The organism is Curtobacterium sp. MCPF17_021 (assembly GCF_003234605.2).
Taxonomy (GTDB): Bacteria; Actinomycetota; Actinomycetes; order Actinomycetales; family Microbacteriaceae; genus Curtobacterium; species Curtobacterium flaccumfaciens.
This window is the reverse complement of record NZ_CP126252.1, coordinates 3644929-3656584: the sequence shown is the minus strand read 5'-3', so window position 1 is coordinate 3656584 and position 11656 is coordinate 3644929. Positions and strand designations below refer to the sequence as shown.

Annotated in this window: 14 protein-coding genes; 9 read left to right on the top strand and 5 right to left on the bottom strand. The window is 70.6% G+C overall.

Annotated elements, in window-relative coordinates:
- Positions 1 to 55 precede the first annotated feature (55 nt).
- A complete protein-coding gene (locus DEJ29_RS17305; protein WP_111094041.1) occupies positions 56 to 574 on the top strand; it encodes a helix-turn-helix domain-containing protein in 519 nt (172 codons plus the stop codon).
- Here the strand turns inward: DEJ29_RS17305 and DEJ29_RS17300 are convergent.
- Positions 558 to 1403 carry a helix-turn-helix transcriptional regulator gene (locus DEJ29_RS17300; RefSeq protein WP_071406217.1) on the bottom strand — a complete coding sequence of 282 codons (846 nt, stop codon included), beginning with the start codon at positions 1401 to 1403 and terminating at the stop codon, positions 558 to 560. The two genes, DEJ29_RS17305 and DEJ29_RS17300, sit on opposite strands and share 17 nt — an antisense overlap.
- A 110-nt stretch (positions 1404 to 1513) precedes the next feature.
- On the opposite strand from DEJ29_RS17300, the gene hxlB reads away from it, so the two are divergent.
- From hxlB to DEJ29_RS17285, 3 genes are all read left to right on the top strand, one after another.
- Positions 1514 to 2077, top strand: a complete 564-nt coding sequence (gene hxlB / locus DEJ29_RS17295) for a 6-phospho-3-hexuloisomerase (protein ID WP_056072118.1) — start codon at positions 1514 to 1516, stop codon at positions 2075 to 2077.
- A gap of 11 nt (positions 2078 to 2088) precedes the next feature.
- Positions 2089 to 2712 carry a 3-hexulose-6-phosphate synthase gene (gene hxlA, locus DEJ29_RS17290; RefSeq protein WP_111094040.1) on the top strand — a complete coding sequence of 208 codons (624 nt, stop codon included), beginning with the start codon at positions 2089 to 2091 and terminating at the stop codon, positions 2710 to 2712.
- Between the two features lie 123 nt (positions 2713 to 2835).
- Entirely contained in the window at positions 2836 to 3558 is a 723-nt protein-coding gene (locus DEJ29_RS17285; protein ID WP_111094039.1) for an alpha/beta hydrolase, read from the top strand.
- 71 nt (positions 3559 to 3629) lie between these two features.
- On the opposite strand, the gene DEJ29_RS17280 is transcribed toward DEJ29_RS17285, so the two are convergent.
- Complete coding sequence (locus DEJ29_RS17280; protein WP_111094038.1) at positions 3630 to 4985, bottom strand: APC family permease; 1356 nt, start codon at positions 4983 to 4985, stop codon at positions 3630 to 3632.
- Between the two features lie 199 nt (positions 4986 to 5184).
- Here DEJ29_RS17280 and DEJ29_RS17275 point away from each other — a divergent pair, with 199 nt between their 5' ends.
- The 3 genes from DEJ29_RS17275 to budC all read left to right on the top strand — a co-directional run bounded on the left by DEJ29_RS17275 (position 5185) and on the right by budC (position 9506).
- Positions 5185 to 5952 (top strand): HAD family hydrolase, encoded by a 768-nt coding sequence (locus tag DEJ29_RS17275; protein WP_111094037.1) that lies wholly within the window; start codon positions 5185 to 5187, stop codon positions 5950 to 5952.
- A 73-nt stretch (positions 5953 to 6025) separates the two neighbouring features.
- Complete coding sequence (locus DEJ29_RS17270; protein WP_111094036.1) at positions 6026 to 8536, top strand: glycoside hydrolase family 65 protein; 2511 nt, start codon at positions 6026 to 6028, stop codon at positions 8534 to 8536.
- Between the two features lie 202 nt (positions 8537 to 8738).
- Complete coding sequence (gene budC, locus DEJ29_RS17265; RefSeq protein WP_111094035.1) at positions 8739 to 9506, top strand: meso-2,3-butanediol dehydrogenase; 768 nt, start codon at positions 8739 to 8741, stop codon at positions 9504 to 9506.
- A gap of 24 nt (positions 9507 to 9530) precedes the next feature.
- On the opposite strand, the gene DEJ29_RS17260 is transcribed toward budC, so the two are convergent.
- The 3 genes from DEJ29_RS17260 to DEJ29_RS17250 are packed head-to-tail and all read right to left on the bottom strand — an operon-like array spanning position 9531 to position 10722.
- Positions 9531 to 9914, bottom strand: a complete 384-nt coding sequence (locus tag DEJ29_RS17260) for a VOC family protein (protein WP_111094034.1) — start codon at positions 9912 to 9914, stop codon at positions 9531 to 9533.
- Complete coding sequence (locus tag DEJ29_RS17255; RefSeq protein WP_111094183.1) at positions 9914 to 10429, bottom strand: DUF1697 domain-containing protein; 516 nt, start codon at positions 10427 to 10429, stop codon at positions 9914 to 9916. Before DEJ29_RS17255 ends, DEJ29_RS17260 begins: the two co-directional genes overlap by 1 nt.
- Before the next feature lie 26 nt (positions 10430 to 10455).
- The gene (locus DEJ29_RS17250) at positions 10456 to 10722 is read right to left on the bottom strand and encodes a hypothetical protein (protein WP_035809269.1); all 267 of its coding nucleotides are present in this window, start codon (positions 10720 to 10722) and stop codon (positions 10456 to 10458) included.
- Between the two features lie 100 nt (positions 10723 to 10822).
- Between DEJ29_RS17250 and DEJ29_RS17245 the strand changes: the two genes are divergently transcribed.
- Entirely contained in the window at positions 10823 to 11287 is a 465-nt protein-coding gene (locus DEJ29_RS17245; protein WP_027466785.1) for a hypothetical protein, read from the top strand.
- A 4-nt stretch (positions 11288 to 11291) separates the two neighbouring features.
- Complete coding sequence (locus DEJ29_RS17240) at positions 11292 to 11636, top strand: hypothetical protein (protein WP_027466784.1); 345 nt, start codon at positions 11292 to 11294, stop codon at positions 11634 to 11636.
- Positions 11637 to 11656 lie beyond the last annotated feature (20 nt).

Genomic DNA, 11656 nt, shown 5'->3' with positions numbered 1-11656 from the left:
CGGTGGCGGGTCCCTGTCGTGGTGCGCCGTTCCGCGGTTCCCTACTGTTCAGGACATGAACGAGATGCGGATCGGTGAACTCCGACGACTGCGGGGCTGGACCCAGGAACGACTGGCCGAGACGAGCGGCATCGCCGTGCGGACGGTGCAACGGATGGAGAGCGGCAACGACGCGAGCCTCGAGTCGCTGTCCGCTGTGGCCACGGCCCTCGAGGTCCCCGTGCGCGACCTGTTCGCCACCGAGCAGCCGGCCTCGCTCGACCCCGGGGTGCGCGGGCTCGACGAGCGCGCCGAGCGGGAGCAGGCGCAGCGCGACGCAGCTTCGCGCGGTTGGCAGTACCTGTACTCCGGTGTCGGCATCGTCGTGACGCTCGGCACCCTGGCACTGATCGGTTCGCGCATCTGGCCGGGGGCCGCGATCTTCGTCATCCCGATCTACTGGGCGGGTGGGCGGCTTCTCTCGCAGTTCCTGATGGCGACCGTCGTCGAGCCCGCGCTCGACCGTCGGTACCCGTTGTCGCGGTCTCGTCGGGACGCCTCGTCGCGATCCCGTCGGTTCACGCCCGGGAGCTGAAGGCCGCGAGCTCGGCCCGGGTCCGGGCGCCGTGCTTCCGGAGCAGGTTCGCCACGTGGTACTTCACGGTGTTGACGCTGATGCCGAGTCCCTCGGCGATCTCCCGGTTGCCCACACCGGTCGCCACGAGCCGCAGGACGTCGCGCTCCCGCGGGGTCAGGTCGCCGTCGTCGACCGCGTCCACCTCGGTCGGCCGCGGGTCGAGCGGCAGTGAGATGTCGAGCACCGATCCCCAGCCGGGCGTGCTCGCGACCTGCACCCGGCCGTCGAGCGTGACGACCCGCTCCGCGATCGGCCGCATGGCGTCGTCGTGCACGTCGAGCGTGCCGGAGCCGTCGTCGCGGAGCTGCATGAGCAGGTTCCGGCCGTCGCAGTCCCACTGGATGCGCACCCGCTTCGCCGCACCGTCGTCGACCAGGGCGAGCACCGCGGTCCGGACGATCGCCCGGGCCGCGTGGGCGACGTCGCCCGGGAGCGCGCGACCGGTGGCCGGTGGTTCGACGAACTGCACGTCGAGGTCCCCGAAGCGCACGAGCGGTCGCAGGTCGGCGCGCAACCGCGAGAACGCGCCGGTGACGGGTTCGAGCAGGGTGCTCCGCTGCTGATCGGTCACGGTGCGCAGGTCGACGAGGGCGGCCGAGGCGATCTCGACGGCCTCGGCCCGTGCGGCCGCGTCGGTGACCCGCGACGACCGGAGCACGGCGAGGACGGACTCCAGGGTGAGCGCGTGCCGGTCCGCCTGCTCGGCGACCGTGCGGGCGTGCTCGGCGGCCGCGAGCCGGATGGCGGAGCCGCCCCGGGCCTCCAGGGTGTCGACCGATGCGTCCATGGACGCGACCGTACCCGTCCCACCCGAGCGGACGGGCCCACCCGATGGGATGGGGTCCCTGCCGGGGCGGGTAGCGGCGTGCCGAGGCGTGCGACGGAAGGATCGAGGGCATGGCAGCAACCACCGTCTCCGCAGCGCTCGACCTGGTCGTCCGCGAGGTCGGCGACCTGGCAGCCCGCCTCGACGACGCTCCGGCCCAGCGCGCACTCGACCTGATCGAGGGCGCCGACCGGGTGTTCGTCCACGGCGCCGGTCGCTCCGGCCTCGCCCTCCGCATGACCGCGATGCGCCTCATGCACCTCGGGCTCGACGCCCACGTCGTCGGCGAGGTCACCACCCCGGCGATCCGTCAGGGTGACCTGCTCCTCGTCGCGAGCGGCTCCGGTACGACCACCGGCATCGTGCAGGCCGCGCGCACCGCGCACGAGGTCGGCGCATCCGTCGTGGCGCTCTCGACCACCGACGACTCCCCGCTCTCCGAGCTGGCGGACGTCACGATCGTGCTGCCCGCCGCGACGAAGACCGACCGCTCCGGCACCGCCTCGGCCCAGTACGCCGGTGGCCTCTTCGAACAGGCGGTCGCTCTCGTGGGCGACGCCGTGTTCCACGCCCTGTGGACCCGAGGCGGGCAGTCCGCCGACGACCTCTGGCCCCGTCACGCCAACCTCGAATGAAAGGCACACCCATGCAGCTCCAGTTCGCCATGGACACCCTGACCACCGAAGCCGCCCTCGAGCTCGCCGCCGCGGCCGCGCCGCACGTCGACGTCCTCGAGCTCGGCACGCCCCTGATCAAGAGCGCCGGCCTGTCCGCCGTCACCGCGATCAAGGAAGCGCACCCCGACAAGATCGTGTTCGCCGACCTCAAGACCATGGACGCCGGTGAACTCGAGGCCGACATCGCCTTCTCGGCCGGTGCCGACCTGGTCACCGTCCTCGGTGTCGCCGGCGACTCGACGATCGTCGGCGCCGTCAAGGCCGCCAAGAAGCACGGCAAGGGCATCGTCGTCGACCTGATCGGCGTCTCCGACAAGGCCACCCGTGCCCGCGAGGTCGTCGCGCTCGGCGCCGAGTTCGTCGAGGTCCACGCCGGGCTCGACGAGCAGGCGGAAGAGGGCTTCACGTTCTCGACCCTGCTCGACGCCGGCAAGGACTCGGGCGTCCCGTTCTCGATCGCGGGCGGCGTGAACGCGTCCTCGGTCGCCTCGGTGCAGGAGGCCGGTGCCCGCATCGCCGTCGCCGGCAGCGCGATCTACAGCGCCTCGGACGTCGGCGCAGCAGCCGCCGAGATCCGCGCCGCCATCAAGTAGCGCGTCCCAGTCGCCCTTCCCGGGCGACATCGTGAGCAGGAATGGTCGGGTGTGCACGTCGCACCCGACCATTCCTGCTCACGAAGCGAACGCCGCCGTCCGGATGCGCCGTACGGTGGCCACATGAACCGAGCGCTGCGCTGGACCACCTGGATCGTCGCCGTCGTCGTGCTGATCGCCGTGGTGTTCCTCGTCTGGGCGCACATCGTGATGCAGGGCACCCGCAGCGCCGCCCTGCAGGTCTGGCGCGACGACCGGATCGCGGTCCGGGACGCCGGTGACTCGGTGGTGATGACCCCGACCGGCCAGGCCGACGGGGTCGGGATCGTCTTCATCCCCGGCGCGAAGGTCGATCCGTACGCCTACATGGCCACGTTCCGGCAGGTGGTCGCGAACGGCACGACGGTGGTCATCACGAAGCCGACGCTGAACCTCGCGTTCTTCGACACGCGACCGCTGGCGGCGTTCGAGGCCCACGCTCCGTCGGTCACCCGCTGGGCGGTCGGCGGGCACTCCCTCGGCGGCGTCCGCGCGTGCCAGCTGGCGCAGGACGCCGACGGCCTGCTGCTGCTCGGCAGCTACTGCGCGAACGACATCAGCCGCTCGTACATCGACGTGCTGAGCGTCTCCGGCTCGCGTGACGGCCTGTCGACCCCGGCCAAGGTCGACGCCGCGCGGGACAAGCTGCCGTCGACCGCCACCATGACCGAGATCCAGGGGTCGAACCACGCCGACTTCGGTGCCTACGGCGACCAGCCGGGCGACCGCACGGCGACCATCAGCCGTGCTGATGCCCGCCAGCAGATCTCGGACGCGATCGAGGCCTGGGTGCGTGACCTGCGCTGATCACGCGTGCGGACCGGCGGACGCACCACGGGCCTCCAGACGGTCTGCCTGGAGGCCCGTGGTGCGCAACGTCAGTGGATCCGGCCCGCCTCGTGGTCGCGTCCGGAACGGCGCCCGGTGAACCGGGCGACGAAGTACAGGACCACGCCGACGGCGAGCAGGATCGCGGCGTAGAGCCAGACCTGCCCGCTCTGCTGCGTCAGCAGCAGGATGCACGACAGCACCCCGAGCACCGGGACGAAGGTCCAGACCTTGAAGTGGTCGTGCTCGACGTGGTCGCGGCGGAGCACCAGGACGGCGACGTTCGTGCTGATGAACACGAAGAGGAGCAGGAGCACGACGGTCTCCGCCAGCACACCCACGTCGCCGACCAGGGTGAGGAGCATCGCGACGACCGTGGTGGCGATGATCGCGGTCCACGGGGTCTTCCGGTTCGGCAGGACCTTCGCGAGCAGAGCGGGCAGGAGCCGCTGCTCGGCCATCCCGTAGGTCACGCGGCTCGACATGATCATCGTGAGGAGCGCGCCGTTCGCGACGGCGACCAGGGCGATGAGGCTGAAGACCCAGTCGGGGATCGGGACGCCGGTGGCGGAGACGACCGCGAGCAGCGGGCCGCTGGACTCGGACAGCTCCGAAGCGGGCAGGGCGATCGCGCTGGCGAGGGCGACGAGGACGTAGACGACGCCGGCGGTCGCGAGGGCACCGAACAGGGCCTTGGGGTAGACACGGCTGGGTTCGCGGACCTCCTCCGCGATGTTGGCGGACGTCTCGAAGCCGACGAACGAGTAGTAGGCGACGATCGCGGCGCTCAGGGTCGCCAGGGCCGGGTTCGCCTCGGACGGGAACGCGCCGATCCGGGAGACGTCACCGCCGCCACCGCCGAGCATCACGGCCACGACGACGATCACGATGACGAGGCCGGAGACCTCGATGATCGTCATCACGACGTTGCTCTTGAGCGAGTCGGAGATGCCGCGGGCGTTCAGGCAGGCGATCAGGGCGAGGAAGACGATCGCGGTGGGCACGGGCGGCAGGTCGACGAACGTGCCGAGGTAGTCGCCGGCGAAGGCGAGCGACAGACCGGCGGCGCTCGTGACGCCGGCGGCGAGCATGCTGAACCCGACCAGGAACGAGACGATGGGCGCCTTGTAGGCGCGTTCGGCGAAGACCGCGGCACCGCCGGCCTTCGGGTACTTCGTCACGAGTTCGGCGTAGGAGCCCGCCGTGAGCAGTGCCAGCAGGAGCGCGAGCACCAGCGGTGCCCAGAGCGCACCGCCGACGTCCTTCGCCAGCGTCCCCATCAGGGCGTAGATGCCGGCGCCGAGCACGTCGCCGAGGATGAAGAGGAACAGCAGCGGGCCGGAGATCGCCTGGCGGAGCTTCGACTGCGTGCCGTCGTGGGGTGCGGCCGTGGTGTCGCTGGTCATGGTGGTGCCTTTCGTCCGGGTCAGCGTGCCGGTGCGTGTCTCCGAGCACTCACAGGTGGATCGTGGTCACCGTGCTCCTCCACACCGAGGTGCGGGTGAACACCCTCCACAGGGCGCAGCGCCTCCGGACGTGCCGACTGGAGCGGTCCTAGACTCGTCGGGAGCCACACGTCCACCACCAGTCCCCGGAGGACCGCAGATGACGACGCAGGACCAGCGCACGCCCGCGCGACTCAGTGACCAGCGCGCACTCCTGTTCGACCTCGACGGCGTGCTCACCCCGACCGCCGACGTCCACATGCGGGCCTGGAGCCGACTGTTCACGCCGTACCTCGAAGCACACGGGGTCGCGCCGTACACCGAGCAGGACTACTTCACCTACATCGACGGCAAGCCCCGCTACGACGGCGTGCGCTCGTTGCTCGAGTCGCGCGGCATCGACCTGCCGCAGGGCACCCCCGACGACGCGCCCGACACCGACACGGTGTGCGGGCTCGGCAACCGGAAGAACGCGGAGTTCACCGCCGAGCTCGACGAGCACGGCGTCGAGCCCTACCCGGGTTCGCTCCGGTTCCTGACCGCCGCGATCTCCGCCGGCCTGTCCGTCGCGGTCGTCTCGAGCTCGGCGAACGCCACCTCGGTGCTCCGGACGGCGGGCATCCTCGACCGGTTCCCGGTCGTCGTCGACGGGCTCGTCGCGCGCCAGGACGGCCTGACCGGCAAGCCCGCTCCCGACACCTACCTCGACGCGGCGACCCGGTTCGGACTCACCGCCGCCGAGTGCGTCGTGGTCGAGGACGCCACCAGCGGGGTCGAAGCCGGCCGCAACGGTTCGTTCGGTCTCGTCGTCGGTGTCGACCGCGGCGCTGGGGCGGACGCCCTGCGCGAGCACGGCGCCGACGTCGTCGTGTCCGACCTCGCCGAACTCATCGACGAGCTGCCCGCACCGGCCACCAGCACGACGTAGGCCACCCGGCCGGACGCTCCCTGGCTGCCGGCCGCACCGACGCACCCATCTCCCTCCCTTCCCACGGAGCAGCATGAACCCCATCACCTCGGACCCCCTCGACCGCGTCCGCTACCCGATCGACGAGTGGGCCCTCGTCGAGACCGAGTACACCCCCGACGAGCAGGGCGTCGCCGAGACGAACTTCGCCGTCGGCAACGGGTACCTCGGCCTGCGCGGGAACCTCGACGAAGGCCGTGGCGGCGTGCAGTACGGCACGTACATCAACGGGTTCCACGAGACCTGGCCGATCCGGCACGCGGAAGACGCCTTCGGGTTCGCGAAGACCGGGCAGACGATCATCAACGCGCCCGACGCCAAGGTCATCCGCCTCTACGTCGACGACGAGCCGCTCGTGCTGGCCGAAGCCGACATCCTCCGGCACACGCGTCGGCTGGAGTTCCGCGGCGGCTACCTGTTCCGCGAGACCGAGTGGTCGACGCCGTCCGGCAAGCGGGTGCTCATCCGAGCACGTCGACTCGTGTCGTTCACCGACCGGCACCTCGCCGTCATCGACTACGAGGTCACCGTGCTCGACGCGGACGCCTCGATCCTGCTGTCCAGCCAGATCCTCAACCGCCAGGACGTGCAGGACGAGTACCACGCGGGCATGCGGGCTGCGGCGAACGCCTTCGACCCGCGCAAGGCCGAGTCGTTCACCGAGCGGGTGCTCGTGCCGAAGCTCAAGCGCAGCACCGGCGGCCGTTCGGTCCTCGGGTACCAGGCGTCCAGCTCCGGCATGACGATCTGCGTCGGCGTCGAGCACCACATCGAGACCGAGAACAGCTGGGACGAGTCCTCCTCGATCGAGGACGACCTGGCGAAGCACGTCTACCGGGTGCAGGCCCGCGCCGGTCAGCCCATCCGGCTCGTGAAGCACGTGGTCTACCACACCTCCCGCGGGGTGCCCGTGCGCGAGCTCGCCGACCGGTGCGACCGCACGCTCGACCGCGCGCACGCCGAGAACGTCGACGAGACCTTCGCGAAGCAGCGCGAGTGGCTCGACGACTACTGGGCCCGCAGCGACGTCGAGATCGCCGGTCAGCCCGCGATCCAGCAGGCCGTCCGCTGGAACCTCTTCCAGCTCGCGCAGGCCACCGCCCGCACCGACGGCCACGGCATCGCCGCGAAGGGCGTCACCGGGTCCGGCTACGGCGGCCACTACTTCTGGGACATGGAGATCTACGTCCTGCCGTTCCTGTCGTACACGGCGCCGATCGTCGCCCGGAACGCCCTGCGCTTCCGCTACAACATGCTCGACGCGGCCCGGGCTCGGGCCCGCGAGCTGAACCAGCGCGGCGCCCTGTTCCCGTGGCGGACGATCAACGGTGAAGAGTCCAGCGCGTACTACGCCGCCGGCACCGCGCAGTACCACATCGACGCCGACATCTCGCATGCGCTCATGCAGTACGTGCGGGCCTCGGGCGACCGCGAGTTCCTGAAGCGCGGCGCCATCGACGTGCTCGTCGAGACCGCCCGGCTCTGGGCCGACCTCGGGTTCTGGCGGTCCAACGGTGACAAGAAGTTCCACATCGACGGCGTCACCGGGCCGGACGAGTACACGACCGTCGTCGACGACAACCTGTACACGAACGTCATGGCGCGGGCGAACCTGTGGTTCGCCGTCAACGCCTGCCGCGAGCTCGCCGCCGACGACGCCGAAGAGTACGACCGCATGGTGCGCCGGACCGGTCTGCAGCCGGACGAGCTCGTCGAGTGGGAGCACGCCGCCGAGTCGATGGAGATCCCGTTCGACCCGCACCGCGGCATCCACCCGCAGGACGCCCAGTTCCTCGACAAGGAACTCTGGGACCTCGAGAACACCCCTGAGTCCAAGCGCCCGCTGCTGCTCCACTACCACCCGCTGGTGATCTACCGGTTCCAGGTGCTCAAGCAGGCCGACGTCGTGCTCGCGCTGTTCCTGCAGGGGCACGAGTTCACGGCGGCCGAGAAGCGTCGCGACTTCGACTACTACGACGCACTCACCACCGGTGACTCGACGCTGTCCGCGGTCGTCCAGTCGATCATGGCGGCCGAGGTCGGGTACCACGACCTCGCCGACCAGTACTTCCAGACCGCGCTCTACGTCGACCTGGCGGACCTGCACGGCAACACCTCGGACGGCGTGCACATCGCGTCGACCGGTGGCATCTGGGGCGCCCTCGTCAACGGGTTCGGTGGCATGCGCGACCACGGTGGTCGGATGACCTTCAACCCGCGGCTGCCGAAGCACTGGGACCGTCTGTCCTACCGTCTGACGGTGCGCGGATCGCGGGTCCGGGTGGACCTGGAGCAGGAAGCCATGACGCTCACGGTCGAGACCGGTTCGGGCTTCACGGTGTGGGTGCACAACCAGCAGTGGGACATCGAGGCGGGGGAGCCCACCGTGGTGCCGCTGCCGCACCACGGGCCGCGCATGTCCGGGCACGCCCCGACCACGAGCGACATCCAGGGCACGCTGCGTGCGGACGGCTCGGTCATCACCGCGTCGATCCCGACGATCTCCCTGGGGCGCGACTTCGACCTCGACGACTCGACCGGCTGACGCCAGTTCCTGCGCTGCACTGCCCTGCGCCGCAGTCGCACGTCGCCCCGGTTCCGCCTCGCGGAGCCGGGGCGACCTGTGTTCCCGGGACGTTGCCGGCGCCTCCGAACGCGTCCAGTCGGCCCGGGGCACCGTGGTCTGCCGTGCCCCTCGGGTCGATGGCGTCTCCCCGGGCACGGTTCGTGCAACGAGAGGAGACATCATGGGCAACCGGTTCGAGGGCAAGGTCGCGATCGTCACGGGCGCGGGGGCCGGCATCGGCGAGGCGACGGTGCGGGCGTTCATCGACGAGGGCGCATCGGTCGTGCTGACCGACAGCGTCGAGGAGAAGGTCCGCGCGGTGGGTGACTCCCTACCGACGCACCGGGTCGTCGCCCTGCACGCCGACGTGGCGAGCCCGGAGGACTGGGAGACCGTCGTCTCGGCGGCGATCGACCGCTTCGACCGGCTCGACGTCCTGGTGAACAACGCCGGGACCTTCAGCTCGGGCGACATCACCGACATCAGCACGGCCGAGTGGCGCCGGGTCATCGAGACCGACCTGTCCGGTGTGTTCTACGGCACCCGGGCGGCCCTGCCGTTCCTGCGCGAGACGAAGGGGTCGATCGTCAACACGTCGTCGGTCTCCGGTGAGGACGCCGACTGGCGGATGAGCCCCTACAACGCGGCGAAGGGTGGCGTGACGAACTTCACCAAGGCCGCTGCCCTCGACAACGGGCAGTTCGGCGTGCGCGTGAACGCCGTCGCTCCGGGACTCATCTGGACCGACCTGACCCAGGAGCAGGCGGAGGACGAGGCCCTGCAGTCGAAGTTCACCGAGCGCATCGCCCTCGGCCGCGGGGGTCGCTCTGCCGAGGTCGCCGAGGCGATCCTGTTCCTGGCCAGCGACGCGGCCTCGTTCATCACGGGCGCGGTCCTGCCGGTGGACGGCGGCACGATGGCGAGCAACGGGCAGCCGCCGCAGGCCTGAGCCACCCCGGCCCCGGCGGCACCGTCAGCTGGCGACGAGCTCGACCTTGAACCGCTCGGCGTCCTCGAGGAAGGCCGCGTGGTGCTCCGGGCCACCGGCGAACGGGTGTCGGTCCTCGTACAGGCGTGCCCAGCCGTGACCGGGAGCCTCGGCCCAGAGTTGCTCCACCGTCTCGGCAGTACCGGCGTGGAACGCCAGGTGGCTGAGCCCCGGGCGGCGCCGGTCGTGGTCGCCGTCCAGTGGCGCTGATTCGAGGACGACGTACAACGGGCCGAGCCGCCAGCTCCGGCCGTGGTCCCACTGCTGGAACGGTTCGTAGCCGAGTTCACCGAGCAGCCAGCCCCAGGACCCGGCGGCGGCGTCGAGGTCGGCGGTGCGGAGCTCGACGTGGTGCAGTGTGCCGAGCATCACAGGAGCTTCCGCAGGGTGTTCGTGTTGCGGGTCGTCGTCGTGCGCTTGAAGCGGGCGGCGGCGGCCCGCTTGGCGAACATCGTGTCGGTACTCGACCCCTTCGGACACGACCAGTAGACGACCCCGTTCCCACGGGCGACCCGCTCGACCGACTCGTCGAGTTCGAGGTCCGCGACCAACGCGTCGAGCGCACCGTCGTCGGACCCGAACACGACGTAGTCGTGCCGTTCGTCGGCACGCGCGAAGGGGAACCCGTCGACCACGGCCGCGAGGGCGTCGTGCCGGACGAGCACGATCCAGGCGTCGTAGCCGAACCGGTCGCGCAGCCCCTGCTCGATCGACGTCTTGAGCTGCTCGGCGGGCACGTCGGCGGAGAACACGACGTTGCCCGAAGCGAGCACGGTGCGGACGTCGTCGAACCCGAGCCCTCGGAAGAGCTCCGCGAGCTCAGCGCTCCGGATCGTGATGCCGTTCACGTTGACGCCGCGCAGCAGCGCCACCCACCTGTCCATGTCCGGACGGTAGCGGTCCGGGCCGCTCACGTCCACGTCCGGGCCACGCCCCAGCCGGCACCCTGCGGAACGATGTCGACCACCAGGGCCTCACCGTCGTCGTCGCTGGTCGCCTGGAACCGCCAGCCCACGGTGCGCTCGGGCGCGTGGGTGATCGCGGTGGGCAGCTCGGCGCGCGTCACGGTCAGCCGGGTGGGGGTGTCGCTCACCCGCCAGCGCCGTCCGGCCCACACCAGCCGGGTCGGCGTGCCCTCGGCCCACCACACCGTGGCGGCCGTGTCGGTGATCATCATCGGGTCTCCTCGTTCGAACGTGTGTTCGAATGGTAGGTGTCGACCTCCGACGTCGCAACTGACCGTTGCATTCAGAACACGTTCTGAATAGGCTCGATCCATGACGCTCGTCGCTCCGCCCCGATCCCGACGGTCGGTGCAGTCCTCTGACCTCTCCCGCCACGCCAAGCAGGTGTTCGCTGCCGCCGAGGAAGCCCCGCTCGAGGTCACCCGTCGCGACGGGAAGCCCCTCGTCCTCACCACGAAGGAACGATCCGACGACGACGACGCAGTGCTCGACATCGCGGCGCAGCTCATCGCCGCGGTGACGCTCAACGAGCAACTGCCACTCCACGATCGGCTGGCGATCCCGTACCCGTGGATCAAGCTCCTCAGCGCCGCAGACCAGCAGCGCTTCGCCCGGGAGATCGTCGACGTCGCCCGTGGCTCGTTCTCGCTCCGGCAGCCGCGCAGACTCCTGCTCGAGATGCAGGCGTGGCGCAACAGTGCCGAGGCGATCGCCGCGGGCTGGGACACCGGAGAGCCGGAGATCCTCGCCGAGCCGATCCGCGTCGAGAAGCCCTGACGCGGTGGCGGGCCGGCGCGGCGGGGTCCCCCGGCCGATCCGTTCGACGGAGTACACGATCGTCTTCGGGACACGTGGCGCGGAACAGGGGTGGCGCGACGTGGTGGCGGTGCAGCGGAACGCAGTCGCTGCCGCGTGGGATCGGCTGACCACGGATCCGTTGACCGAGGACCTGTCCTGCCACGCCCTGCGCGGGGAACTCGGTGTGGTTCGACACTCTGGCCGGGAGTGGACGCGTCGTCAGTTCGAGCTGAAGCGCGGCGCCCGGATCTGGTTCACGGTCGACGTGGATGACCGGGTGGTGTGCATCACCGATGTGCACACCCACCACCCCAACCAGACGAAGTGACTGCGCTCGGCCTCGGCAGT

Bases quoted from the DNA above. Each gene is read 5' to 3' on its own strand.
- DEJ29_RS17305 (WP_111094041.1), top strand. From the start codon at position 56: ATGAACGAGATGCGGATCGGTGAACTCCGACGACTGCGGGGCTGGACC.
- DEJ29_RS17300 (WP_071406217.1), bottom strand. From the start codon at position 1,403: ATGGACGCATCGGTCGACACCCTGGAGGCCCGGGGCGGCTCCGCCATC.
- hxlB (WP_056072118.1), top strand. From the start codon at position 1,514: ATGGCAGCAACCACCGTCTCCGCAGCGCTCGACCTGGTCGTCCGCGAG.
- hxlA (WP_111094040.1), top strand. From the start codon at position 2,089: ATGCAGCTCCAGTTCGCCATGGACACCCTGACCACCGAAGCCGCCCTC.
- DEJ29_RS17285 (WP_111094039.1), top strand. From the start codon at position 2,836: ATGAACCGAGCGCTGCGCTGGACCACCTGGATCGTCGCCGTCGTCGTG.
- DEJ29_RS17280 (WP_111094038.1), bottom strand. From the start codon at position 4,985: ATGACCAGCGACACCACGGCCGCACCCCACGACGGCACGCAGTCGAAG.
- DEJ29_RS17275 (WP_111094037.1), top strand. From the start codon at position 5,185: ATGACGACGCAGGACCAGCGCACGCCCGCGCGACTCAGTGACCAGCGC.
- DEJ29_RS17270 (WP_111094036.1), top strand. From the start codon at position 6,026: ATGAACCCCATCACCTCGGACCCCCTCGACCGCGTCCGCTACCCGATC.
- budC (WP_111094035.1), top strand. From the start codon at position 8,739: ATGGGCAACCGGTTCGAGGGCAAGGTCGCGATCGTCACGGGCGCGGGG.
- DEJ29_RS17260 (WP_111094034.1), bottom strand. From the start codon at position 9,914: ATGCTCGGCACACTGCACCACGTCGAGCTCCGCACCGCCGACCTCGAC.
- DEJ29_RS17255 (WP_111094183.1), bottom strand. From the start codon at position 10,429: ATGGACAGGTGGGTGGCGCTGCTGCGCGGCGTCAACGTGAACGGCATC.
- DEJ29_RS17250 (WP_035809269.1), bottom strand. From the start codon at position 10,722: ATGATGATCACCGACACGGCCGCCACGGTGTGGTGGGCCGAGGGCACG.
- DEJ29_RS17245 (WP_027466785.1), top strand. From the start codon at position 10,823: ATGACGCTCGTCGCTCCGCCCCGATCCCGACGGTCGGTGCAGTCCTCT.